The following is a 21,196-nucleotide window of genomic DNA, read 5'->3' as shown; positions in this document are numbered from 1 at the left end:
CGACTGGTCTAATACTGTGTGGCTCATGAACAAGACTGTGCAACGCAACGAAACCCGTGAACATCTGCTCGCTACTGGCGAGCAGGTTTGTCTGCAACGCGGTTTTACCGGCATGGGCCTGAGCGAAATGCTGGCGCTGGCGGAAGTGCCCAAAGGATCGTTTTACCACTACTTCCGCTCCAAAGAAGCTTTTGGCGTGGCGTTGCTGGAACGCTATTTCGTTAACTACCTGCAGCAGGTCGATCAACAGTTAAATCAGCCGGGCTTGTCAGCACGGGAACGTTTGCTGGCCCACTTCCGCTATGGCGCCACGCTATTTATCGAGCAAGGCCATATCGTGGGCTGTTTGGGTGTGAAGTTATCGGCGGAAGTCTGCGATTTATCAGAACCGATGCGTGATGCCTTGCAGCATGGTGCCAGCGCTATGATCGCGACTTATGCCCGCTGTTTGAGCGAAGTCGCCGCTGAACAGCCGCTGCCGTATGGACAAACGCCCGAGCAACTGGCACAGCGCTGTTACCTGTTGTGGTTAGGCGCCAGTTTGCAAAGCAAAATTTCGCGAGAGTCAGGCCCGATTACCCTGGCACTTGAAACCATTGAACAGTGGCTGAATGGCCGCTGATTTTTAAAAACCGCAGTTTCTAGACGACCGGTCTACTTATAGGAGTCATCATGGCGAGTAAACAGCTGTTTTCCCCACTCAAAGTGGGCGCGATTACCGTACCTAACCGTGTATTTATGGCACCGCTGACGCGTCTGCGCAGCATTGAGCCGGGCGACATCCCAACCCCGCTGATGGCGGAATATTATCAGCAGCGCGCCAGCGCCGGTCTGATCATTACTGAAGCAACGCAAATCTCTTTCCAGGCGAAAGGTTATGCTGGTGCACCGGGTTTGCATACTCAGCAGCAAATTGCCGCGTGGAAAGTGATCAACGAAAGCATTCATGCGGCGAAAGGTCACAGCGCGGTGCAACTGTGGCACACCGGCCGTATCTCGCATAACAGCGTTCAGCCGGAAGGCAAAGCGCCTGTTGCACCCTCAGCTCTGGCTGCGGGCACGCGTACCTCATTGCGTGCTGAAGATGGCACTGTTTACCGTGAAGATACCTCCCTGCCGCGTGAATTGAGCGTGGCGGAAATTCAGCAGATCGTAAAAGATTTCGGTCAGGCGGCGGCAAACGCGCGTGAAGCCGATTTCGACCTGCTGGAGCTGCATTCTGCCCACGGCTACCTGATGCACCAGTTCCTGGCACCGGGTTCCAACCAGCGTACCGATGAATACGGTGGTTCGATTGAGAAACGCGGTCGATTCGCGCTGGAAGTGGTGGATGCGGCGATTGCTAACTGGTCTGCCGATCGTATCGGCATTCGCATCTCGCCAATCGGAGCCTTCCAGAATCTGGAAAATGGTGCCGATGAAGAAGCTGCCGCGTTGTGGTACATCTCCGAGCTGGGCCAGCGTGGTCTCGCGTATCTGCACCTGTCTGAACCAGACTGGGCCGGTGGCCAGCCTTACAGCGATGCTTTCCGTGCAAAAGTTCGTGCGCTGTTCCCAGGCGTAATCATCGGTGCGGGTGCTTACAGCGTTGAGAAAGCTGACGACCTGATTGCACGTGGCTTGATTGATGCCGTGGCCTTTGGTCGCGACTTTATTGCTAACCCGGATCTGGTTGAGCGTCTGCAGCAAGACGCACCGCTGAATCCACAGCGTCCGGAAAGCTTCTACGGCGGCGGCGCTGAAGGGTATACGGATTATCCAAGCCTGTAAGAATCAAGCTGCCGCACCGGATGTGCGGCAGTGCTGTTTCTTCAGGGCATTAACTGGCTATACTTGCTAGTCTTTGTCATTCCCTGATGACTTTTCAAAAGAGGATGTTATGCGTTTACTTCACACCATGTTACGCGTTGGCGATCTGCAACGTTCTATCGATTTTTATACCCGTGTGCTGGGCATGCGCGTACTGCGTCAGAGCGAAAACACCGAATACAAATACACCCTGGCTTTCGTTGGTTACACCGAAGAGAGTGAAGGCGCGGTGATCGAACTGACCTACAACTGGGGCGTGGACAAGTACGACCTCGGTAATGCTTATGGTCATATCGCGCTGGGCGTCGATAACGTCGCTGAGACCTGCGAGCGCATCCGCAGTGTCGGTGGCAACGTGACGCGTGAAGCCGGTCCGGTAAAAGGCGGCACCACCATTATTGCCTTTGTTGAAGATCCCGATGGCTACAAAATCGAGCTGATCGAAAACAAACACGCTGGTCACGGCCTCGGTCACTGATGCCGTTAGTCAGTCTGCTAATTTGCAGGCTGACTTCCCTCGCCTGCTGCACCCTCCTGTAATTTTTGCCATAATGCGCGCTGCCCCATTTCTTGCTATGAGATCCTGATGTCTGAATCGAACGCCTTAAACGCTCTTCATCAACGCTTCCGTGGTTTTTATCCTGTGGTTATTGACGTCGAAACCGCCGGCTTTAACGCGCAAACCGATGCACTGCTGGAAATTGCGGCCACCACGCTCAAGATGGATGAGGACGGTTGGTTACACCGTGATGAAACCCTGCACTTTCACATTGAGCCGTTCGAAGGCGCGATCCTGAATCCTGCGGCGCTGGCGTTTACCGGTATCGATCCCTCCAACCCTTTACGCGGCGCGGTGAGCGAATACGAAGCGCTGCATGCTATCTTCAAGATGGTGCGCAAAGGCACCAAAGATCATGGCTGTAATCGCGCAATTATCGTGGCGCACAATGCGACTTTCGATTTGAACTTTGTGATGGCCGCCGCCGAACGTGCCAGCCTGAAGCGTAATCCCTTCCATCCGTTTGCGACCTTTGATACCGCGGCACTGAGCGGTTTGGTGTTGGGACAGACGGTATTGGCAAAAGCCTGCAAAGCGGCGGGGATGGAGTTTGATAGCACGCAGGCGCACTCCGCGCTGTACGACACCGAGCAAACGGCCACGCTGTTCTGTGAGTTGGTGAACCGCTGGAAACGTTTGGGGGGCTGGCCACTGGCTTTCAGTGAAGAACAGACTGAAGACGATGCCTCTGCCTGATGGGTTGATTGGCTGATTGGCTGATTGGCTGATTGGCTGATTTCCGGAGGAGTACGCAAAGAAAAGGCCGACATGTGTCGGCCTTCGCAATTATTCCGCTTCTTTATACTTCTCAGCGGTTTCTTTCACCAGCGGCTGCAATTCGCCACGCTGGAACATCTCAACGATAATGTCGCAACCGCCGACCAGCTCGCCATCCACCCACAATTGCGGGAAAGTCGGCCAGTTAGCGTATTTTGGCAATTCTGCACGGATATCCGGGTTTTGCAGAATATCCACATACGCGAAGCGCTCACCACAGGCAGAAAGCGCCTGCACAGCCTGTGCAGAGAAACCGCAGCTTGGCAGTTTCGGGGAACCTTTCATGTATAACAGAATCGGGTTTTCTGCGATCTGGCGCTGAATTTTTTCAACAGTACTCATTATTGCCTTCCTTAATCCTTCACTTCGTGTTTGTTTATTGTAGCGACTTCAGCCCCGCACTGAAAACGGGATTTTGCGTTACCGACCGGCTGATCGCCATGTTTGTTAAGTGCTGAGTGTACAGATAACATTTTCCTATCATTAGTAAGCATGAACAAATTAATAATTAGCAATAATTTCGCTGCGTTAAACAGCTGAAATCGCTCAATTTAGCGACATTATTTGCCTGGTAACAGATTAATAGAAAAAGGCCTTACCTTTTCGAAAAAAAGTGGATTAGAATTGCTTCGGCGCTGATCGTTGATCAGATTTCTCTTACTCTGCCGCAGCCTGCTTTTTGCCAGACTGCTTAACCTGTAACCGGACTATGCGTTTACTGATTACGCTTTTCATACTGGCTTTTGCCCAACTGTTCTTTAACGTGGCTTCTGCTTCTCAGCATGCCCCGATTAATGCCAGTTTGCATAATGCTGAGAAAAAAAGTGCGCGTGAAGATGAGCGCCGCAAGCGACGCCCGGTTAAAACAACGGCTAAAAAGTCTCGCCTGACCACCGTGCAGAAGCTCAAGCTGAAAAAGCAGAGTAAAACCGAAACCGCCTTAAACAAATCCAGCCGCAAAAAATCCCTGCTGAAGTCGCCATTGAAAAAGTATGGCCATCAACGCCTCGCGAAAAAGTCCCCAGATGTGGACGATGAAGTTCAGGGACTCACTGGCATCAAGATGAGCAAATCCCACCGCCTGCGCTACCAAAAGGCACGCGAAACCGCGATGACGAAGTTGATGGGACAACTGGGCAAGCCTTACCAGTGGGGTGGCACCTCACCCCATACCGGTTTCGATTGCAGTGGTTTGGTCTGGTATGCCTATAAAGATCTCGTCAAATACAAATTCCCACGCACGGCGAATGAGATGTATCACCTGCACGATGCCGCGCCCATTAAGCGTGAGATGCTGGAGAAAGGGGATTTGGTATTCTTCCGCATCAATAATCGCGGGACTGCCGATCATGTGGGTGTTTACCTCGGCAAAGGTAAATTCATTCAGTCACCCCGCACCGGTAAAGACATTCAGATTAGCGCATTGGGCGAAGACTACTGGCAGAAACACTATGTCGGTGCGCGCCGTATGATGACTCCAAAAACTATTCGCTAATTGTTGCGCAACATCCTGTGGCTCTCGCCACAAAAAAAGCCGGACGCTTAATCAGTGCCGGCTTTTTTTATTGATGCGCTTTGAATTAATGAAGAATGGCGGTGAAGCTAAACGCAATAATCATCAACAGTGCGCCAACCGTGGTCATTAGCGCCAGCTTTAAATCTGTACTCATCACTACTCCTTAGTCACACATTTATTAGGGTTAAAACAATTTTCGCACAGCGGTGGGCAAAAATCTCGTCTTATCCGCGCTGGCTTGCTAGAATCGCCGCCTTTCGTTGCGCAACTGATTTTGCGCATGCTGTATTTACAGCCTGCTGAAGTGATTTTCCCTGCCTGAAACGGCAGATTTGCCCCCCTTTTAGGGCATAAAACCCTTCGCAGACGCAAACGTTTAACAATATACTTATCAGTAAGTTGCGATAAGCCGGGGAGTACCTTTTTCATGGCAACAATTAAAGATGTAGCGAAACGCGCGGGTGTATCTACCACCACCGTTTCGCATGTCATCAACAAAACGCGTTTTGTTGCAGAGGAAACGCGTAACGCCGTATGGGAAGCGATTAAAGAGCTGCACTATTCGCCGAGCGCCGTTGCGCGTAGTTTGAAGGTGAATCACACCAAAACGCTGGGACTGTTAGCCACTTCCAGCGAAGCGCCCTACTTTGCCGAAATTATCGAAGCGGTTGAGAACCACTGTTTCGAACGCGGCTATACCTTGATTCTGGGCAACGCACATAACGATTTGCAAAAGCAGCGCGCTTACCTGTCGATGATGGCGCAAAAGCGTGTGGATGGTCTGTTAGTCATGTGCTCCGAGTATCCTAACGATTTGCTGCAGATGCTGGAAGACAACCGCAACATTCCGATGGTCGTGATGGACTGGGGCGCATCTCGCGGCGACTTCACCGATACCGTACAGGATAACGCCTTCCAGGGGGGTTACCTGGCTGGACGCTACCTTATCGAGCGCGGTCACCGAGATATCGGTGCGATTCCGGGTCAAATGGAGCGCAACACCGGCGGCGGGCGCCATGCGGGCTTCCTGCAGGCGATGAGCGAAGGCGGTGTGACCGTGCGGCCTGAATGGGTTGTTCAGGGCGACTTCGAGCCAGAATCGGGTTATCAGGCGATGCAGCAGATCCTTAATCAGAAACAGCGTCCGACCGCCGTGTTCTGCGGGGGCGATATCATGGCGATGGGCGCGATCTGTGCCGCCGATGAGATGGGACTGCGCGTGCCGCAGGACATCTCCGTGATTGGCTATGATAACGTGCGCAACGCGCGCTACTTCACCCCTGCGCTCACCACAGTTCACCAGCCGAAAGCGGAGTTGGGCAAAAAAGCGCTGGAAATGCTGCTGGATCGCATCACCAGCAAACGCGAAGAGCCGCAAACCATTGAGGTCCAGCCTACACTGATTGAGCGGCGCTCCGTGGCGGACGGCCCGTTCCGTGATTACCGCCGTTAAAGCTGATTTTCGCTGAGCCACTCGTGGTTCAGCGTTTCAGCATCGCCAAGATAGACGAGTAACCACTCCAGCGCGGGTGACGCACGCTGTTCTGACCAACTGACGCAGCAGGGACTTTCCGGAAACGGCTGCGGCAGTGATAGCTCGACCAACGCACCCTTATCCAATAATGGCCGCGCCAGGTGGCCTGGCACCATGCCCACGCACAATCCCGCCTGCAAACAATCCATCCCTGTTTCCCACTCTGGCACCACCAGACGTCGCTGATTATCCAGCGTCCAGGTCATGCGTCTCGGTAATGCGCGGGACGTATCTTCCAGCACCAGCGATGGCCAGGCACGCAACACTTCTTCATTGAAGTCGGTACTCGCGGCCAGAGGATGGTCGGGACTGACCACACAACGCCAGTTGAGGGCACCCATATCCTGAAAGGCAAAACGTCCACCCACCGGGATCGCCTGGGTGGCGCCAATCGCCACATCGACCCGCCCGTCCGCTAAGGCATCCCATACACCGTTAAATACCTCGTAGCTGATGATCAATTCCATATCCGGGAAATGACGGTAAAAATCCTTTACCAGTTGTCGGGTACGCTGGGGTTTTACAATGCAATCCACGGCAATACTTAGCTGTCCGCGCCAGCCATTCGCCAGTTGCTGGCATTGCCTGCGGGTTGCCAGCATTTTTTTGATAACAGATCGCCCTTCACGCACAAAATGCTCGCCCGCAGGGGTTAACACCACCTCACGGTGCTGACGCTCAAATAACGGCACGGCCAGCCAGGTTTCCAGCTGACGCACCGTATAGCTGACGGCAGAGGGCACGCGATGTAATTCCTGCGCCGCTGCGCTGAAACTGCCATTGCGCGCGACGGCGTCCACTACTTCCAGCGCATACTCAGACCACATACTTTTGCCTTCAAAAATTTTAACAGCACTGCGCAAATATTAGCGTTTCACAAAGAATGACGCACTCTTTTACACTCCCCGACGTTCAATCTGCCAATGAGAATTACTATGTTGTCGTCAAAAGGATTTATGCCCTATCTTGCCGTGCTCAGCATGCTCGGCTTCCTCGCTACGGATATGTATCTGCCTGCTTTTGGCGATATGCAGCGTGACTTCGCCACCGCGCCGGGCACCATCAGCGCCAGCCTCAGTCTATTTCTCGGTGGTTTTGCCTGCGCCCAGGTATTCTGGGGACCGTTGTCAGATCGCTTTGGACGTAAACCCATTCTATTGGCAGGTTTGACGATTTTTGCCCTGGGTTGCCTGGGGATGTTATGGGTGACGGACGTCAATATGATGCTGGCACTGCGCTTTGTGCAGGCGGTTGGCGTGTGCGCCGCCGCGGTCAGCTGGCAGGCACTGGTGGTCGATCGCTACCCCAAAGCCCAGGCCAATAAAGTTTTTGCTACCATAATGCCACTGGTTGCCCTTTCTCCTGCGCTGGCACCTTTGTTAGGTGCATGGCTGATGGGCCATTTCCACTGGCGCAGTATCTTTGTCGTGCTGACGATCATTGCCGTGCTGCTGGTCATCGGCACGCTGCAGCTTGCTGCGCCTAAAAAAGCCAAAGCAGATAATGCTCCGCAACCCGGCTGGCTGAATCTGCTCTCCACACGTGTCTACAGCGGCAACGTGCTGATCTACTCTGCCTGTTCTGCCAGTTTCTTTGCCTGGCTAACCGGTTCGCCGTTTATCCTGGCGTCTGCGGGTTTAACTCCCGCCGATATTGGTCTGAGCTATATTCCGCAAACCATCGCCTTTTTGATTGGTGGCTTTGGTTGCCGCGCGATGCTGAGCCGATATCAAGGATCGCAACTGCTGCCGTGGCTGTTGGTGCTTTACAGCCTGAGCATATTAAGTCTGTTTGTCGTCGCGATGCTGCCTGCGCCTTCGTTGATTGCTCTGCTGCTGCCTTTCTGTGGCATGGCACTGGCCAATGGCGCCATTTACCCGATTGTGGTTTCCAGCGCATTAGCGCCTTTTCCGCACGCCACGGGCAAAGCCGCAGGTTTGCAAAATCTGCTGCAACTGGGTTTGTGCTTTATCGCCAGCCTGTTGGTCTCTGCCGGATTACAACAGGCGCTCTATAACACCACACTGGTGATGGTCGCCACTGTCGTGCTGGCCTGGGCTGGCTTCATCTGGCAACGCAGCTTAAACGCACAAAGTGATATTGCTCACACCTCCCGTCCCTGCGAAGATAATCACTGATGCAACGATTATCGTTAGCAAACTAACGATAACCCGTTGAATATTGACCCACGTGAGCATATACTCAGTGGGTCAGCATTTCTGCAATAAATCAATAACATAATTGCATTAATTTTAAGCGACCCTGTCGCTGGGATGGCGTCTGCACGATCTCCTCTCCTGATTGGTGCCAGACATTTCTATTCAGATTCATGCCTCTGTAAAACGTCGGATATCTGGCGCACGGATTTTCCGTGAGTTCTCTCACAGGCCTTAGGAAATTGACTATTATTTCCACAGGTTCAAATCGGAAGGGTGATGGAGAAGCTATGAGTTCATCGTGTATAGAAGAAGTGAGCCTTGAAGAAAACCACTGGTTTCGCATCGTCAACGAATTACTGGAACGCGCTGATGTTGCAGTCAATGGCACACGCCCCTGGGATATTCAGGTCAAGCATCCGGATTTTTTTAAACGTGTTTTGCAGGAAGGATCGCTAGGTCTGGGTGAAAGTTATATGGATGGCTGGTGGGATTGCGAACAATTGGATGTCTTTTTCCATCGCGTTCTGCAACAACATCTGGATAAACAACTCCCACGTCATTTTAAAGATACCTTGCGTATTGCGGCCGCGCGTTTAACCAATTTACAGTCTAAGAAACGCGCCTGGATTGTCGGGAAAGAACATTACGATCTCGGTAACGATCTTTTTTCACTGATGCTCGATCCCTTTATGCAGTACTCCTGCGGTTACTGGAAAGACGCTGAAACACTGGAACAGGCTCAGTATGCCAAGCTGGATATGATCTGCCGCAAATTGCAGCTTGAACCCGGCATGACGTTGCTGGATATCGGCTGCGGCTGGGGCGGACTGGCTGAATTTGCCGCGCGCAATTATGGCGTCAAAGTGCATGGCGTCACCATCTCGGCTGAGCAGCAGAAGTTAGCTCAGCAGCGCTGTGAAGGGCTGGACGTGACCATTTTGCTGCAGGATTACCGTGATTTGAATTTGCAGTTCGATCGCATTGTATCCGTCGGCATGTTCGAACACGTGGGGCCGAAAAACTATGCCACTTATTTTGACGTTGCCGATCGCAATCTCAAACCAGACGGCATATTTTTACTGCACACCATTGGTGCCATCACCACCGATATGAATGTGGATCCCTGGATTGATAAATATATCTTCCCCAACGGGTGTTTACCGTCTGTGCGTCAAATTGCTGATGCCAGCGAGAAGCATTTTATTATGGAAGACTGGCATAATTTTGGTGCGGATTATGACACCACCCTGATGGCATGGCATGAACGATTCCAGAAGACCTGGCCGCAACTGGAAGAAAAATACGGCGATCGCTTTAAACGGATGTTTAGTTATTATCTCAATGCTTGCGCCGGCGCTTTCCGCGCGCGTGACATCCAATTGTGGCAGGTGGTATTCAGTCGCGGTAAAGAAGGTGGTTTACGCGTTGCACGGTAATCAAAGATGAGAATTTAAAAAGGCGCCGCGGCGCCTTTTTTTATTGGATTACTCAGCGTCTGCGGCTTGCGCCAGCGCGATAGCCGCGGCTTCACGTTGGGCCAAAACGCGTTCCACCGTCTCGACAATCGCCTGAGTATGGGGATCGATCTCAATGTTCACTTTGTGCCCCAGTTTTTTCGCACCCAGCGTGGTGCGCTCCAGCGTTTCCGGAATCAGGTGCACACAGAATTTGCTTTTAGTGACGTCACCCACGGTCAGGCTGATGCCATCGATACCGACGAAACCTTTATGCAGGATATATTTGATCTGAGAAGCATCCTGTAATTTAAACCACACTTCACGGTTATTTTCAGACTGGATGATTTTGCAGATTTCTGCTGTGGTCATAATATGGCCAGACATTAAATGTCCGCCAATTTCGTCACTGAACTTCGCCGCGCGCTCAATATTCACCACATCGCCCACCGCTAATTCACCCAGGTTGGTAATGCGCAGGGTTTCTTTGATAAGGTCGAAGCTCACGCGATCGCCCTCAATCGCCGTCACCGTCAGGCAGCAGCCGTTGTGCGCCACCGAGGCGCCCAACGCTAATCCCGGTAAAAGTTCTTCCGGCAGACGTACGATATGGGTACGAAACAACTCTTTTTCTTCTACGGCGATAATTTCGGCCGTGCCCTGCACAATTCCAGTAAACATACTCTCAGCCTCTGCGAAGTTTGCGCCAGTTTATCACAGCTTGAGCAGCGCGGTTTAATTTGCCGGAGTTCAAACTTTACACAATTAACTTAACAAAATGCGATCAAAGTTTGGTGGAACGCAGCGCTACCGCTACACTAGCCGCGCATTCTTTGGGGATATCTCCCCTCTTCTCTTCTTAATTTAAGCAGGTGTTACGTGCAGAAGTATTTAACAGAAGCGCGTCAATTGCTGGCCCTCGCGATCCCGGTCATCCTTGCTCAGGTGGCTCAGACGGCGATGGGTTTTGTGGATACCATTATGGCCGGTGCGGTGAGCGCCACGGATATGGCCGCCGTTGCTGTCGGCACCTCTATCTGGCTTCCCGCCATTCTGTTTGGTCATGGTCTTCTGCTGGCGTTGACGCCCACCGTTGCGCAATTCAACGGTTCAGGACGCCGCGAACGCATCGCGGAACAAGTGCGTCAGGGTTACTGGCTGGCACTGGCAGTCGCATTGCTGATCATGGTGGTGTTGTGGAATGCCGGCTATTTGATTCATGCCATGCACGATATCGATCCGCAACTGGCGGCTAAAGCCGAAGGCTATCTCCATGCATTACTGTGGGGTGCACCCGGCTACCTGTTCTTCCAGGTGGCGCGTAATCAGTGCGATGGTTTATCAAAAACCAAGCCAGCCATGCTGCTGGGCTTTTTAGGTTTGCTGGTTAACATTCCCCTGAACTACGTCTTTATTTACGGTCATTTCGGTATGCCCGCACTCGGGGGCGTAGGCTGTGGTGTTGCCACCGCTTCGGTTTACTGGGTGATGTTTATGGTGATGCGTTTCTGGCTGAAACGCATGGCAATCATGCGCGATATTCGCATGAACAGCCGCTGGTCACCACCCTCACGCGTCATCTTGTCTCGGCTGTTTACCCTCGGGTTACCGGTGGCGCTGGCACTGTTCTTTGAGGTCACCTTGTTTGCGGTGGTGGCACTGCTGGTCTCTCCGCTGGGGATCGTCAAAGTCGCGGGTCATCAGATTGCGCTGAACTTCAGTTCGCTGATGTTCGTTCTGCCACTGTCACTCGGTGTCGCGACCACCATCCGCGTGGGCTATCGTCTTGGGCAGGGGTCAACTGAACAGGCGCGCGTGGCGGCATGGACGGGACAAGGTGTCGGTATCAGCATGGCCGCTATCACAGCGATCTTCACCATCACCTTCCGTGAACATATCGCCGCACTGTATACCGCCAATCCAGAAGTGATTACGCTGGCCGCCCAGCTGATGCTGCTCGCTGCCATCTATCAGTTCTCAGATTCCATTCAGGTCATTGGTAGCGGGATTCTGCGCGGCTACAAAGATACGCGTTCCATCTTCTTTATCACCCTGATTGCCTATTGGGTACTGGGTTTACCGGTGGGTTATATTCTGGCGCTGACCGACTGGGTGGTACCGCAACTCGGTCCGGCGGGATTCTGGTGCGGATTTATTGTCGGCCTGACGTCTGCTGCCGTGATGATGATTTGGCGTATTCTTCGGTTGCAACGTTTGCCGGCGCAGATAATTTTGGCGCGCGCGGCCCGCTAAGTCGCTGAACAGGCCGTTATTTGCCCCCGCAATGCCTAAAAAAACAGCGGGTCGCACAGATGCTGGTCAGTCGTCATGGAAAATCATTTTTTCCCTTGCCAGCATCGCGGCCTGCCGTTAATATTCGTCCCCGCTGTCGCCCTGACAGCATGTTGCGCTCTTAGCTCAGTTGGTTAGAGCACCACCTTGACATGGTGGGGGTCGATGGTTCGAGTCCATTAGAGCGCACCAAGTGCGTCCGTAGCTCAGTTGGTTAGAGCACCACCTTGACATGGTGGGGGTCGGTGGTTCGAGTCCACTCGGACGCACCAAATTTCTAAAATGCGCTCTTAGCTCAGTTGGTTAGAGCACCACCTTGACATGGTGGGGGTCGATGGTTCGAGTCCATTAGAGCGCACCAAGTGCGTCCGTAGCTCAGTTGGTTAGAGCACCACCTTGACATGGTGGGGGTCGATGGTTCGAGTCCATTAGAGCGCACCACTCTTTGTTTTCTCTCTCTTTGCGCAACACCCCTTTCCTTGATCTGCATCGTTTTCTCTCTCAGCTTTTATATTGGTTTTCGCATACTTAGCGTCTATACTATGCCGCGTTGTCCACCTGAAAGGTTTCAGCGCTAACGTGCCTATGCCAACAACTCAAATGATTTGCGCAACACTGCTCTGCCAGTTCCCTCGCGTACTGCATAACTTCTCTGCACGCTTAGCCTCTGTCACCTATTCTTACTCCTGTACGATCCAAACCAACACCATACACATTTTCACTTCGCTGCCAAACGCCGCGAATCCCGACCTCTATCATCCATCACAACTTACAGAAAACCTGACATGAAAAAGACCAAGATTGTTTGTACTATCGGTCCGAAAACCGAATCTGAAGAGATGCTGACTCAACTGCTGGAAGCGGGCATGAACGTCATGCGCCTGAACTTCTCACACGGGGATTATGCCGAACATGGTCAGCGCATCACTAACATGCGTGCCGTCATGGAAAAAACCGGTCGTCAGGCCGCAATTCTGCTGGACACCAAAGGTCCTGAAATTCGTACCATGAAACTGGAAGGCGGCAACGATGTTTCATTAAAAGCCGGCCAGACTTTCACTTTCACCACCGATCAGTCAGTGATTGGTAACAGCGAACGTGTTGCTGTGACCTATGCAGGCTTCACCGAAGACCTGAAAATCGGCAACACTGTGTTGGTCGATGATGGCCTGATTGGCATGCAGGTTACTGAAGTCACAGAAAACACGGTCGTTTGTAACGTGCTGAACAACGGCGACCTGGGCGAAAACAAAGGCGTTAACCTGCCTGGCGTTTCCATCCAGCTGCCAGCGCTGGCTGAAAAAGACAAACGTGACCTGATCTTCGGTTGCGAGCAAGGCGTTGATTTCGTCGCGGCTTCCTTTATCCGTAAACGTTCAGATGTGCTGGAAATCCGTGAGCATCTGAAAGCCCACGGTGGCGAGCATATCCAGATCATCTCTAAAATCGAAAACCAGGAAGGCCTGAACAACTTCGACGAGATTCTGGAAGCGTCTGACGGCATCATGGTTGCACGTGGTGACCTGGGCGTTGAGATCCCGGTTGAAGAAGTGATCTTCGCGCAGAAGATGATGATCAAGAAATGTAATAAAGCACGCAAAGTGGTCATCACCGCGACGCAGATGCTGGATTCGATGATCAAGAACCCACGCCCTACCCGCGCGGAAGCAGGCGACGTGGCGAACGCCATCCTTGATGGTACTGATGCGGTTATGCTGTCGGGTGAAAGTGCTAAGGGTCGTTACCCGCTGGAATCTGTGACCATCATGGCCACTATCTGCGAGCGTACCGACCGCGTGATGAAATCTCGCATTGGCGAGCTGCAGGATTCACGCAAACTGCGCATCACCGAAGCGGTGTGCCGTGGCGCAGTGGAAACAGCAGAAAAGCTGGAAGCCCCAGTAATTGTGGTGGCGACCGAAGGCGGTAAGTCTGCCAAAGCGATTCGTAAATACTTCCCGGATGCCACCATTCTGGCGCTGACCACCAATGCGACTACCGCACGCCAGCTGATTCTGAGCAAAGGCGTTGAGACGCGTCTGGTGACTGAAATTGCCTCAACGGATGATTTCTACCGTATTGGCAAGGAAATGGCGCTGGAAAGTGGCTATGCACAGAAAGGCGACGTTGTGGTGATGGTATCAGGTGCACTGGTTCCAAGTGGCACGACCAACACCGCTTCAGTCCACGTACTCTGATTTTTGCCTGAAGTTTTATTTAAAAGCGCCTTTACGGGGCGCTTTTTTTATTCTTGCGCTAATACAAAATCCAGATTTTTCCAATCGATAATAACTATTCAATATCCCGCACAATTAAGGTTAGTCCGATTAAATCTCTCTGTTTTAGCTAAATATTTTCATCATCTTCTGCGAAACGCTGCTTCTTTGAGCGAACGATCAAATTTAAGCATGTTCTCATCAAAAATTTATTCTCAACTCAAAAAGCTTTGTGTAATACTTGTAACGCTACATGGAGATTAACTCAATTCTAGAGGGTATTAATAATGAATCGTACTAAACTGGTACTGGGCGCGGTAATTCTGGGTTCAACTCTGCTGGCTGGTTGCTCAAGCAACGCTAAAATCGACCAGCTGTCTTCAGACGTTCAGACTCTGAACGCTAAAGTTGACCAGCTGAGCAACGACGTGAACGCAATCCGTTCTGACGTTCAGGCTGCTAAAGATGACGCAGCTCGCGCTAACCAGCGTCTGGACAACCAGGCTCACTCTTACCGTAAGTAAGAGTTCTGGTTTGAAAAATGGTGCCCATGTGGCACCATTTTTTTTGTCCTGATTTTGCCCCTCCCTGAATCAGGGTTTTGCGCCGCTCTCACCCATCGCCTGACTGATGGTCGCTTGTCCTGCGCCATCCTGCTGCGTTTGAAGCACCGCGGGTAATGCTGTTTCCTGCGTGATGGGCTCACCGCTGCTCACCAGCACTGGCATTCCTGAACGACGCACCATCGCCTCTTTGATCAGTGCGGTATCACTCTTCTGACTATTGATAAACGCCTTAGATTTCGCAGTCAACGCAATTGGCATGGTTTGCGGATCGTCCTTCTCATTGCGCGACAACGGCTGATGCACCTCAACGTAACGCTTGCCATCCGGTTCCACCGCATACTTGATCGGCTCGTTAACGATCTGCACCCTCGTTCCCTTTGGCACGCTGTTGAACAGCGCTTCGATATCATCCGGACGCAAACGAATACAGCCTGAGCTCACGCGCATCCCAATACCGAAATCGGCGTTGGTGCCATGGATCAGATACTGGCCGGTACCACGCGCCAGACGCATCGCAAACAGGCCCATCGGGTTATCTGGCCCGGCCGGAACGACACCCGGTAAGGTGATGCCCTCTTTCGCGTAGCGTTTGCGGATATTGACGGTAGGCGTCCAGGTGGGATTGGGGATTTTCTGGCTGATGCTGGTGACCATGCTCGGTGTTGCAGCGCCCAACTGGCCAATACCGATTGGATACACCACCACGCGATTCTCCCCTTTCGGATAGTAATACAGACGCAGTTCAGCAAGGTTGATGACGATACCTTCACGGGGTGCATCAGGCAGCAGCATTTGTAATGGAACCGTCAGTTGCGTCCCCGCTTTGGGCAGCCAGGGATCGACGCCAGGATTGGCCTCCAGCATGCCGAGCATCCCAATCTTATAATGCGCTGCGATGCTCTCTAAGGGCCGTTTGTCGTCAGGGACAGTGGTCAGGGTATTCTCGCCAATTAAACGGCTGTTATCGGCTGGCAGGGGATATTCCGTTGCAAATGCAGGTGCAGAAAGTCCGAAGCAGGACAACAGCAATGCACCGGCTAAACGTAACGCTGGTTTCATGCAATTTTCTCTTTGTCGGATGGAACAGACCCCGGTCATGCCGGGGTCTGGAGAGTGTAACTTAGCTGAGGCTTTGAGCGTTATGACGGATCGCGCGAATCATCGCTTCCAATCCTTGAGAACGTGTAGGAGTGAGGTGTTGAGTCAACTCTAATTCTGCGAACCAATGACCGACATCCAGCGCGAGAATCTCCTGCGCTTGCAAGCCCTGATAGAGGCTAAATACTACCGCAATCAAACCTTTAACAATGGCGGCATCACTGTCGCCTTCAAAGGCGATGGTGCCATCAGCTTGTGGGGTCATGCGGATCCACACCTGACTCTGACAACCCGAAATCACATACTCTGGCTGCTGTAAGCTTTCAGAGGATTCTGGTAATTTCGCACCGAGTTCAATGATGTAGAGATACTTCTCTTCCCAGTTTGCGCAACGGTTAAAGTTGCGCACCAGCTTCTCTTTTTCTGGCAAATTCGCCATGGATAACTCCTGATATCTGCTCAACCGCCCAGCAGACTATGAATACGCGTCAAACCTGCTGCCAGGCGATCGGCTTCTTCTTCACTGTTATACAGCGCAAATGAGGCACGACACATTGCGGGCACCGCATAGTGGCGCATCAGAGGCATAGCGCAATGATGTCCGGTGCGGATGGCAATGCCGTATTGATCGAGGAAACTCCCGACGTCAAAGGCATGATGCTTACCAAGGTTGAATGCCACCACGCCACTGCGTTGTGCCGGACCGTAGATAATCAGGTCGGGTACCGACGCGAGCTTATCTAATGCGTAACGCATCAGAGAGGTCTCACGTTCGTTGATGACATCCAATCCCAGCTCACTGATCCAGTTCAGCGCCGCGCCTAAGCCGATGATGCCACCGGTATTCGGTGTGCCGGCTTCAAAACGCCACGGGGCAGTGTTCCAGGTGGTGCCGGTTGGCAGCATCACCTGATCGATCATTGAACCGCCGCCTTCCCAGGGAGGCATGATCTCCTGTAGCGCTTTACGCGCATACAACACGCCGATACCGGTCGGGCCATAAATTTTATGGCCAGAGAAGACGTAGAAATCGCAATCGATATCCTGCACATCCACTTTGTGATGCATCACCGCCTGCGCACCGTCCACCAGCGTGACAACACCCGCGGCTTTCGCCTGCGCCACGATGGCTTTCACCGGATTGACTGTACCGAGGACGTTAGAAACGTGCGTCACTGCCAGCAGGCGCGTGCGGCTATCAATCAGCCCGCTCAGCTGCTCAACAGCCAGTTCGCCCTGCTCGTTAAGCGGCAGAACGCGAATTTCAGCCCCGGTGCGCTGCGCCACCATCTGCCACGGCACGATATTAGCGTGGTGCTCCATCTCCGTGATGATGATGTTATCGCCCGATTGCAGCTGACTGCCGCCCCAGCTGTTGGCTACCAGATTGATGCCTTCAGTGGTGCCTTTAACGAAGATAATCTCTTCTGGCGATGCCGCATTGAGAAAACGCGAGGCTTGGGTGCGCACGTTTTCCATATCGGTGGTGGCTTGCGCACTGAGCGAGTGAATGCCACGGTGCACGGCTGCATAGCCGTGCTGGTAAAAATAACTTTCCGCATTGATGACCGCGAGCGGGCGCTGAGCGCTGGCCGCGCTATCAAGGTAGGCCAGCGGATGTCCGTTGACCTCACGTTTCAGAATCGGAAATTCCGCTCTGATTCGTTCGAGATCGAAAGTCATAACTCAACTCCAGGGAAACGCGCACTAATGCGTTCCAGCACCAGCTGGCGCAGCGGTTCTTCTTCCAGCAGTTCGGTCAATTCAGCCGCGAACGCATGGATAATCATCTGCTGTGCGGCATCTTCAGGGATACCACGCGAGCGCAGATAGAACATCTGCTCATCGTCGATACGGCCGATGGTCGCACCATGGCTACACTTCACGTCATCCGCATAGATTTCCAGCTGCGGCTTGGTATCCACTTCCGCCAGGCGACCGAGCAACAGGTTGTTGTTGGTCATCTGTCCGTCGGTTTTCAGTGCATGCTTCGCCACTTTAATGTGACCGTTGAAAATCGAACGGCCTTTATCGCGCGAGATGGTTTTGTGCAGTTGACGACTCAGGCAGTAGCCTTTGTTGTGTTCAAGATAGCTGCGGGTATCCGCCACTTCTGCGTTGATCGGCAGCACCAGACTGTTCAGTGACAGCTGGGTGTTTTCACCGTTGAGCTGCACGCTGGTGTTGTGACGAGACAAGCCAGCACCCAGCAGGAAGCTGGTGCTGCTGACCTGTGCATCACGACCAATGACGATGTCATTGTGTGCAAAGTGATAGCTACTGCTCTCTTCGAACGCCAGCTTGATGTGTTTCAGCTGGGCATTGTCGGCGACAGCAAAGGTAAAGCGTGCACCGGTAAAGTGGGCCGCACCGTTCAGCGTCACGTAATGCTCAATCACTTCAGCTTCGGCGCTCTGCTCCAGCTCAAGATGATGGCGGTGATGAACGGTGTTCAGCGCATCGGCTTTGCCGCTGGTGATGTGCAGTAAATACAGCGGACGTGCCGCCGATTTGCCGCGCGCCAGACGAATGGAAGTCACTTCTTCCGCCAGGCTTTCGGTGAGATGCAGGAACACTTCTGGCTGCACCGCAGCCGGCAACGGGCGGCGTTCAGCCGCACGGCTGTGCTGCACGTCAAACAGATCGGTGTCGCGCGCGCTCAGCTCAGGCTGGAAGCGGCCATCAACAAACACCAGACGCACCGCATCCACCGGTAGCGCCAGCTCAGCAACCTGTTCCGCCGTCACGGTCTGCGCTTCTGGCAACACGAACTGGTTGGCGAACAGGCCATCCAGCGCGGTGTATTTCCAGTTTTCATGCTTACGGGTCGGCAAGCCGACACGCATTAATTGCTGCCAGTGCTGCTGTGCCTGCAGAGAACGCACCTCACCGCGCGATTCAAACAGGTGATGCCACTGTTGCAGGGCGTTATCACTCTTCGTCGGTAAGCCAGCCATAGCCTTGCTCCTCCAGCTGTTTAACCAGCGAGAAATCGCCAGACTTAACGATTTTGCCCTGATACAGCACGTGCACGTGATCTGGCTTGATGTAATCCAGGATACGCTGGTAGTGGGTCACGATAATGAATGAACGCTTACCGTCACGCAGGCTGTTAACGCCTTCAGCGACGATTTTCAGCGCATCGATATCCAGACCGGAGTCGGTTTCATCCAGGATGCACAGTTCTGGCTCAAGAGCAGCCATCTGCAGAATGTCGTTACGCTTCTTCTCACCACCGGAGAAGCCGACGTTCACTGAACGGGTCAGCAGATCTTCAGGCATCTTCAGCAGTTTAATTTTGTCTTCGATGAAGTCCTGGAAATCAAAACGATCCAGCTCTTCCTGCTCACGGTATTTGCGCACTGCATTCACAGAGGTCTGCAGGAAGAATTGGTTGCTGACGCCCGGGATTTCAACCGGATACTGGAACGCCATGAAGATGCCTTCGCCCGCGCGCTCTTCTGGCTCCAGCTCAAGCAGGTCTTTGCCATGGAAGCTGACAGAACCACCGGTCACTTCGTAATCTTCACGACCTGCCAGCGTTGCAGACAGGGTACTTTTACCTGAGCCGTTAGGGCCCATGATGGCGTGGACTTCGCCTGGTTTCACTTCAAGGTTCAGACCGCGCAAAATCTCTTTGTCTTCAACGCTAACCTGTAAATCTTTAATGCTTAACATACTCTTTCCTTCACATTGCTTCCGGCAACGCGTGTGGCATCAGCCCACACTGTGCTCAAGGCTGATAGCCAACAGTTTTTGCGCTTCCACGGCGAATTCCAGTGGCAGCTCGGAGAAAACGTCTTTGCAGAAGCCGTTGACGATCATTGAGATCGCATCTTCTTCGCTAATGCCGCGCTGCAGGCAGTAGAACATCTGGTCTTCACCAATACGCGAGGTCGTGGCTTCATGTTCCAGCTGTGCCGTGTTGTTGCGCGTTTCCACATATGGGAAGGTGTGCGCACCACATTCGGCACCAATCAGCATCGAGTCACACTGGGTGAAGTTACGCGCGTTGGTCGCGGTTGGCATGATTTTCACCAGACCACGATAGGTGTTCTCACTCTTACCGGCAGAGATCCCTTTCGAGATGATGGTCGACTTGGTGTTCTTACCAATGTGGATCATCTTGGTGCCGGTATCCGCCTGCTGACGGCCGCTGGTCAGCGCCACGGAGTAGAACTCACCCACGGAATAGTCACCGCGCAAAATGCAGCTTGGGTATTTCCAGGTGATGGCTGAACCGGTCTCAGACTGCGTCCAGGACATCTTGCTGTGGTCGCCTTCACACAGCGCACGCTTGGTCACGAAGTTGAGGATACCGCCCTCGCCTTCACCGCCCGGGAACCAGTTCTGTACGGTGGAGTATTTCACTTCGGCATTTTTGTGGATGATCACCTCAACCACTGCGGCGTGCAGCTGGTAGGTGTCACGCACCGGGGCTGAGCAGCCTTCGATATAGCTGACATAGCTGTCTTCATCGGCGATCAGAATGGTACGTTCGAACTGACCGGTTTTTGCCGCGTTGATACGGAAATAAGTCGACAGCTCCATCGGGCAACGCACGCCTTTAGGGATGTAGACAAAAGTCCCGTCTGAGGCCACAGCAGAGTTCAATGCCGCGAAGAAGTTATCGTTGTGGGGAACCACAGTACCGAGATACTTCTGCACCAGCTCTGGATGATCGTGAATCGCTTCGCCGAATGAGCAGAAGATAATGCCTTGCTCAGCCAGTTTGTCACGGTAGGTGGTGGAAACGGATACGGAGTCAAAAATCGCATCAACCGCGACTTCACGTCCTTCACGTACCGGAACACCCAACTGATTGAAAGCGTCTTCCACTTCTTTGGTCAGGTAATCGCTTGACGCGACGCTGCCAGAGGTTTGCTTCGCACCCGGTTCAGACGCGCAGCTATCATCGCAATTGCCGCAAGACGGCGCGGAATAGTAGCTGTAGTCCTGATAATCGAGTGAGGCGTAGTTAGCTTTCAACCAGTGTGGCTCTTCCATCTCTAACCAGGCACGGAAGGCCTTGAGGCGGAATTCCAGCATCCACTCAGGTTCGTTACGTTTGGCCGAAATAGCACGCACCACATCTTCATTGATGCCGTGTGCCAATTCGTCGGTTTGCAACTGGGTAAAGAAGCCTTCTTTATAATTCAGGCTACCTTCCCACGTTTGTACATCGTCAGATGCTTCGCTGTGTCGTGACATTTTAC

At 52.9% G+C, this 21,196-nt stretch carries 21 protein-coding genes and 4 tRNA genes; 15 read left to right on the top strand and 10 right to left on the bottom strand.

Annotation, left to right across the window (positions count from 1 at the left end; translation table 11 throughout):
* Positions 1–25: 25 nt before the first annotated feature.
* The 4 genes from CRO33_RS19520 to rnt all read left to right on the top strand — a co-directional run bounded on the left by CRO33_RS19520 (position 26) and on the right by rnt (position 3,064).
* Positions 26–622 carry a TetR/AcrR family transcriptional regulator gene (locus CRO33_RS19520; RefSeq protein ID WP_058959757.1) on the top strand — a complete coding sequence of 199 codons (597 nt, stop codon included), beginning with the start codon at positions 26–28 and terminating at the stop codon, positions 620–622.
* A gap of 50 nt (positions 623–672) precedes the next feature.
* Entirely contained in the window at positions 673–1,770 is a 1,098-nt protein-coding gene (locus tag CRO33_RS19515) for an alkene reductase (RefSeq protein WP_058959756.1), read from the top strand.
* 109 nt (positions 1,771–1,879) lie between these two features.
* Complete coding sequence (gene gloA / locus CRO33_RS19510) at positions 1,880–2,287, top strand: lactoylglutathione lyase (protein ID WP_034821634.1); 408 nt, start codon at positions 1,880–1,882, stop codon at positions 2,285–2,287.
* Between the two features lie 108 nt (positions 2,288–2,395).
* Positions 2,396–3,064, top strand: a complete 669-nt coding sequence (rnt, locus tag CRO33_RS19505; RefSeq protein ID WP_097119280.1) for a ribonuclease T — start codon at positions 2,396–2,398, stop codon at positions 3,062–3,064.
* Between the two features lie 90 nt (positions 3,065–3,154).
* Here the strand turns inward: rnt and CRO33_RS19500 are convergent, their stop codons facing one another.
* Positions 3,155–3,490 carry a Grx4 family monothiol glutaredoxin gene (locus CRO33_RS19500; protein WP_176505800.1) on the bottom strand — a complete coding sequence of 112 codons (336 nt, stop codon included), beginning with the start codon at positions 3,488–3,490 and terminating at the stop codon, positions 3,155–3,157.
* A gap of 364 nt (positions 3,491–3,854) precedes the next feature.
* On the opposite strand from CRO33_RS19500, the gene CRO33_RS19495 reads away from it, so the two are divergent.
* Entirely contained in the window at positions 3,855–4,640 is a 786-nt protein-coding gene (locus CRO33_RS19495) for a C40 family peptidase (protein ID WP_097119279.1), read from the top strand.
* Positions 4,641–4,725: 85 nt separating this feature from the next.
* Here CRO33_RS19495 and cydH read toward each other — a convergent pair whose 3' ends face one another.
* The gene (gene cydH / locus CRO33_RS19490; protein ID WP_097119278.1) at positions 4,726–4,815 is read right to left on the bottom strand and encodes a cytochrome bd-I oxidase subunit CydH; all 90 of its coding nucleotides are present in this window, start codon (positions 4,813–4,815) and stop codon (positions 4,726–4,728) included.
* Between the two features lie 273 nt (positions 4,816–5,088).
* Between cydH and purR the strand changes: the two genes are divergently transcribed.
* Positions 5,089–6,114 carry an HTH-type transcriptional repressor PurR gene (purR, locus tag CRO33_RS19485; protein ID WP_097119277.1) on the top strand — a complete coding sequence of 342 codons (1,026 nt, stop codon included), beginning with the start codon at positions 5,089–5,091 and terminating at the stop codon, positions 6,112–6,114.
* Here purR and punR read toward each other — a convergent pair.
* Positions 6,111–7,022, bottom strand: a complete 912-nt coding sequence (punR, locus tag CRO33_RS19480; RefSeq protein ID WP_097119276.1) for a DNA-binding transcriptional activator PunR — start codon at positions 7,020–7,022, stop codon at positions 6,111–6,113. The genes purR and punR overlap by 4 nt on opposite strands.
* Before the next feature lie 108 nt (positions 7,023–7,130).
* Between punR and punC the strand changes: the two genes are divergently transcribed.
* Together punC and cfa are read left to right on the top strand one after the other, a co-directional pair.
* Positions 7,131–8,333 carry a purine nucleoside transporter PunC gene (punC, locus tag CRO33_RS19475; protein WP_097119275.1) on the top strand — a complete coding sequence of 401 codons (1,203 nt, stop codon included), beginning with the start codon at positions 7,131–7,133 and terminating at the stop codon, positions 8,331–8,333.
* A 308-nt stretch (positions 8,334–8,641) separates the two neighbouring features.
* Positions 8,642–9,790, top strand: coding sequence for a cyclopropane fatty acyl phospholipid synthase (cfa, locus tag CRO33_RS19470; protein WP_034821653.1), 1,149 nt, complete (start codon positions 8,642–8,644; stop codon positions 9,788–9,790).
* Between the two features lie 48 nt (positions 9,791–9,838).
* On the opposite strand, the gene CRO33_RS19465 is transcribed toward cfa, so the two are convergent.
* A complete protein-coding gene (locus tag CRO33_RS19465; protein WP_034821656.1) occupies positions 9,839–10,489 on the bottom strand; it encodes a riboflavin synthase in 651 nt (216 codons plus the stop codon).
* 198 nt (positions 10,490–10,687) lie between these two features.
* Between CRO33_RS19465 and CRO33_RS19460 the strand changes: the two genes are divergently transcribed.
* The 7 genes from CRO33_RS19460 to CRO33_RS19430 all read left to right on the top strand — a co-directional run bounded on the left by CRO33_RS19460 (position 10,688) and on the right by CRO33_RS19430 (position 14,840).
* Positions 10,688–12,061: an MATE family efflux transporter gene (locus tag CRO33_RS19460; protein WP_097119274.1), complete on the top strand. Its 1,374-nt coding sequence runs from the start codon at positions 10,688–10,690 to the stop codon at positions 12,059–12,061.
* Between the two features lie 154 nt (positions 12,062–12,215).
* Positions 12,216–12,292: transfer RNA gene (locus CRO33_RS19455), tRNA-Val, on the top strand.
* 3 nt (positions 12,293–12,295) lie between these two features.
* Positions 12,296–12,372, top strand: a tRNA-Val gene (locus CRO33_RS19450).
* 12 nt (positions 12,373–12,384) lie between these two features.
* Positions 12,385–12,461, top strand: a tRNA-Val gene (locus CRO33_RS19445).
* A gap of 3 nt (positions 12,462–12,464) precedes the next feature.
* Positions 12,465–12,541, top strand: a tRNA-Val gene (locus CRO33_RS19440).
* Between the two features lie 344 nt (positions 12,542–12,885).
* Positions 12,886–14,298, top strand: coding sequence for a pyruvate kinase PykF (gene pykF / locus CRO33_RS19435; protein ID WP_034821670.1), 1,413 nt, complete (start codon positions 12,886–12,888; stop codon positions 14,296–14,298).
* Between the two features lie 305 nt (positions 14,299–14,603).
* Positions 14,604–14,840, top strand: a complete 237-nt coding sequence (locus CRO33_RS19430) for a major outer membrane lipoprotein (protein ID WP_007374746.1) — start codon at positions 14,604–14,606, stop codon at positions 14,838–14,840.
* Between the two features lie 69 nt (positions 14,841–14,909).
* On the opposite strand, the gene CRO33_RS19425 is transcribed toward CRO33_RS19430, so the two are convergent.
* From CRO33_RS19425 to sufB, 6 genes are all read right to left on the bottom strand, one after another.
* Complete coding sequence (locus tag CRO33_RS19425; protein ID WP_097119273.1) at positions 14,910–15,941, bottom strand: L,D-transpeptidase family protein; 1,032 nt, start codon at positions 15,939–15,941, stop codon at positions 14,910–14,912.
* 61 nt (positions 15,942–16,002) lie between these two features.
* The gene (gene sufE / locus CRO33_RS19420) at positions 16,003–16,419 is read right to left on the bottom strand and encodes a cysteine desulfuration protein SufE (RefSeq protein ID WP_038647304.1); all 417 of its coding nucleotides are present in this window, start codon (positions 16,417–16,419) and stop codon (positions 16,003–16,005) included.
* A gap of 20 nt (positions 16,420–16,439) precedes the next feature.
* Positions 16,440–17,663, bottom strand: a complete 1,224-nt coding sequence (gene sufS, locus CRO33_RS19415) for a cysteine desulfurase SufS (protein ID WP_097119272.1) — start codon at positions 17,661–17,663, stop codon at positions 16,440–16,442.
* Positions 17,660–18,937: a Fe-S cluster assembly protein SufD gene (gene sufD / locus CRO33_RS19410; RefSeq protein WP_038647308.1), complete on the bottom strand. Its 1,278-nt coding sequence runs from the start codon at positions 18,935–18,937 to the stop codon at positions 17,660–17,662. The genes sufS and sufD overlap by 4 nt, the downstream gene beginning before the upstream one ends.
* Positions 18,912–19,658 (bottom strand): Fe-S cluster assembly ATPase SufC, encoded by a 747-nt coding sequence (gene sufC, locus CRO33_RS19405; protein ID WP_034821684.1) that lies wholly within the window; start codon positions 19,656–19,658, stop codon positions 18,912–18,914. Before sufC ends, sufD begins: the two co-directional genes overlap by 26 nt.
* Before the next feature lie 39 nt (positions 19,659–19,697).
* A complete protein-coding gene (sufB, locus tag CRO33_RS19400; protein ID WP_038647310.1) occupies positions 19,698–21,191 on the bottom strand; it encodes a Fe-S cluster assembly protein SufB in 1,494 nt (497 codons plus the stop codon).
* Positions 21,192–21,196: the final 5 nt, after the last annotated feature.

The organism is Pantoea sp. GL120224-02 (assembly GCF_900215395.1).
In the GTDB taxonomy this organism is placed as follows: Bacteria; Pseudomonadota; Gammaproteobacteria; order Enterobacterales; family Enterobacteriaceae; genus Pantoea; species Pantoea communis.
The sequence above is the reverse complement of the archived record's forward strand: the minus strand, read 5'-3'. Positions and strand labels throughout refer to the sequence as shown.

Excerpts from the sequence above, each read along its gene's own strand:
- CRO33_RS19520 (WP_058959757.1), top strand. The coding sequence starts at position 26 with ATGAACAAGACTGTGCAACGCAACGAAACCCGTGAACATCTGCTCGCT.
- CRO33_RS19515 (WP_058959756.1), top strand. The coding sequence starts at position 673 with ATGGCGAGTAAACAGCTGTTTTCCCCACTCAAAGTGGGCGCGATTACC.
- gloA (WP_034821634.1), top strand. The coding sequence starts at position 1,880 with ATGCGTTTACTTCACACCATGTTACGCGTTGGCGATCTGCAACGTTCT.
- rnt (WP_097119280.1), top strand. The coding sequence starts at position 2,396 with ATGTCTGAATCGAACGCCTTAAACGCTCTTCATCAACGCTTCCGTGGT.
- CRO33_RS19495 (WP_097119279.1), top strand. The coding sequence starts at position 3,855 with ATGCGTTTACTGATTACGCTTTTCATACTGGCTTTTGCCCAACTGTTC.
- cydH (WP_097119278.1), bottom strand. The coding sequence starts at position 4,815 with ATGAGTACAGATTTAAAGCTGGCGCTAATGACCACGGTTGGCGCACTG.
- purR (WP_097119277.1), top strand. The coding sequence starts at position 5,089 with ATGGCAACAATTAAAGATGTAGCGAAACGCGCGGGTGTATCTACCACC.
- punR (WP_097119276.1), bottom strand. The coding sequence starts at position 7,022 with ATGTGGTCTGAGTATGCGCTGGAAGTAGTGGACGCCGTCGCGCGCAAT.
- punC (WP_097119275.1), top strand. The coding sequence starts at position 7,131 with ATGTTGTCGTCAAAAGGATTTATGCCCTATCTTGCCGTGCTCAGCATG.
- cfa (WP_034821653.1), top strand. The coding sequence starts at position 8,642 with ATGAGTTCATCGTGTATAGAAGAAGTGAGCCTTGAAGAAAACCACTGG.
- CRO33_RS19465 (WP_034821656.1), bottom strand. The coding sequence starts at position 10,489 with ATGTTTACTGGAATTGTGCAGGGCACGGCCGAAATTATCGCCGTAGAA.
- pykF (WP_034821670.1), top strand. The coding sequence starts at position 12,886 with ATGAAAAAGACCAAGATTGTTTGTACTATCGGTCCGAAAACCGAATCT.
- CRO33_RS19430 (WP_007374746.1), top strand. The coding sequence starts at position 14,604 with ATGAATCGTACTAAACTGGTACTGGGCGCGGTAATTCTGGGTTCAACT.
- CRO33_RS19425 (WP_097119273.1), bottom strand. The coding sequence starts at position 15,941 with ATGAAACCAGCGTTACGTTTAGCCGGTGCATTGCTGTTGTCCTGCTTC.
- sufE (WP_038647304.1), bottom strand. The coding sequence starts at position 16,419 with ATGGCGAATTTGCCAGAAAAAGAGAAGCTGGTGCGCAACTTTAACCGT.
- sufS (WP_097119272.1), bottom strand. The coding sequence starts at position 17,663 with ATGACTTTCGATCTCGAACGAATCAGAGCGGAATTTCCGATTCTGAAA.
- sufD (WP_038647308.1), bottom strand. The coding sequence starts at position 18,937 with ATGGCTGGCTTACCGACGAAGAGTGATAACGCCCTGCAACAGTGGCAT.
- sufC (WP_034821684.1), bottom strand. The coding sequence starts at position 19,658 with ATGTTAAGCATTAAAGATTTACAGGTTAGCGTTGAAGACAAAGAGATT.
- sufB (WP_038647310.1), bottom strand. The coding sequence starts at position 21,191 with ATGTCACGACACAGCGAAGCATCTGACGATGTACAAACGTGGGAAGGT.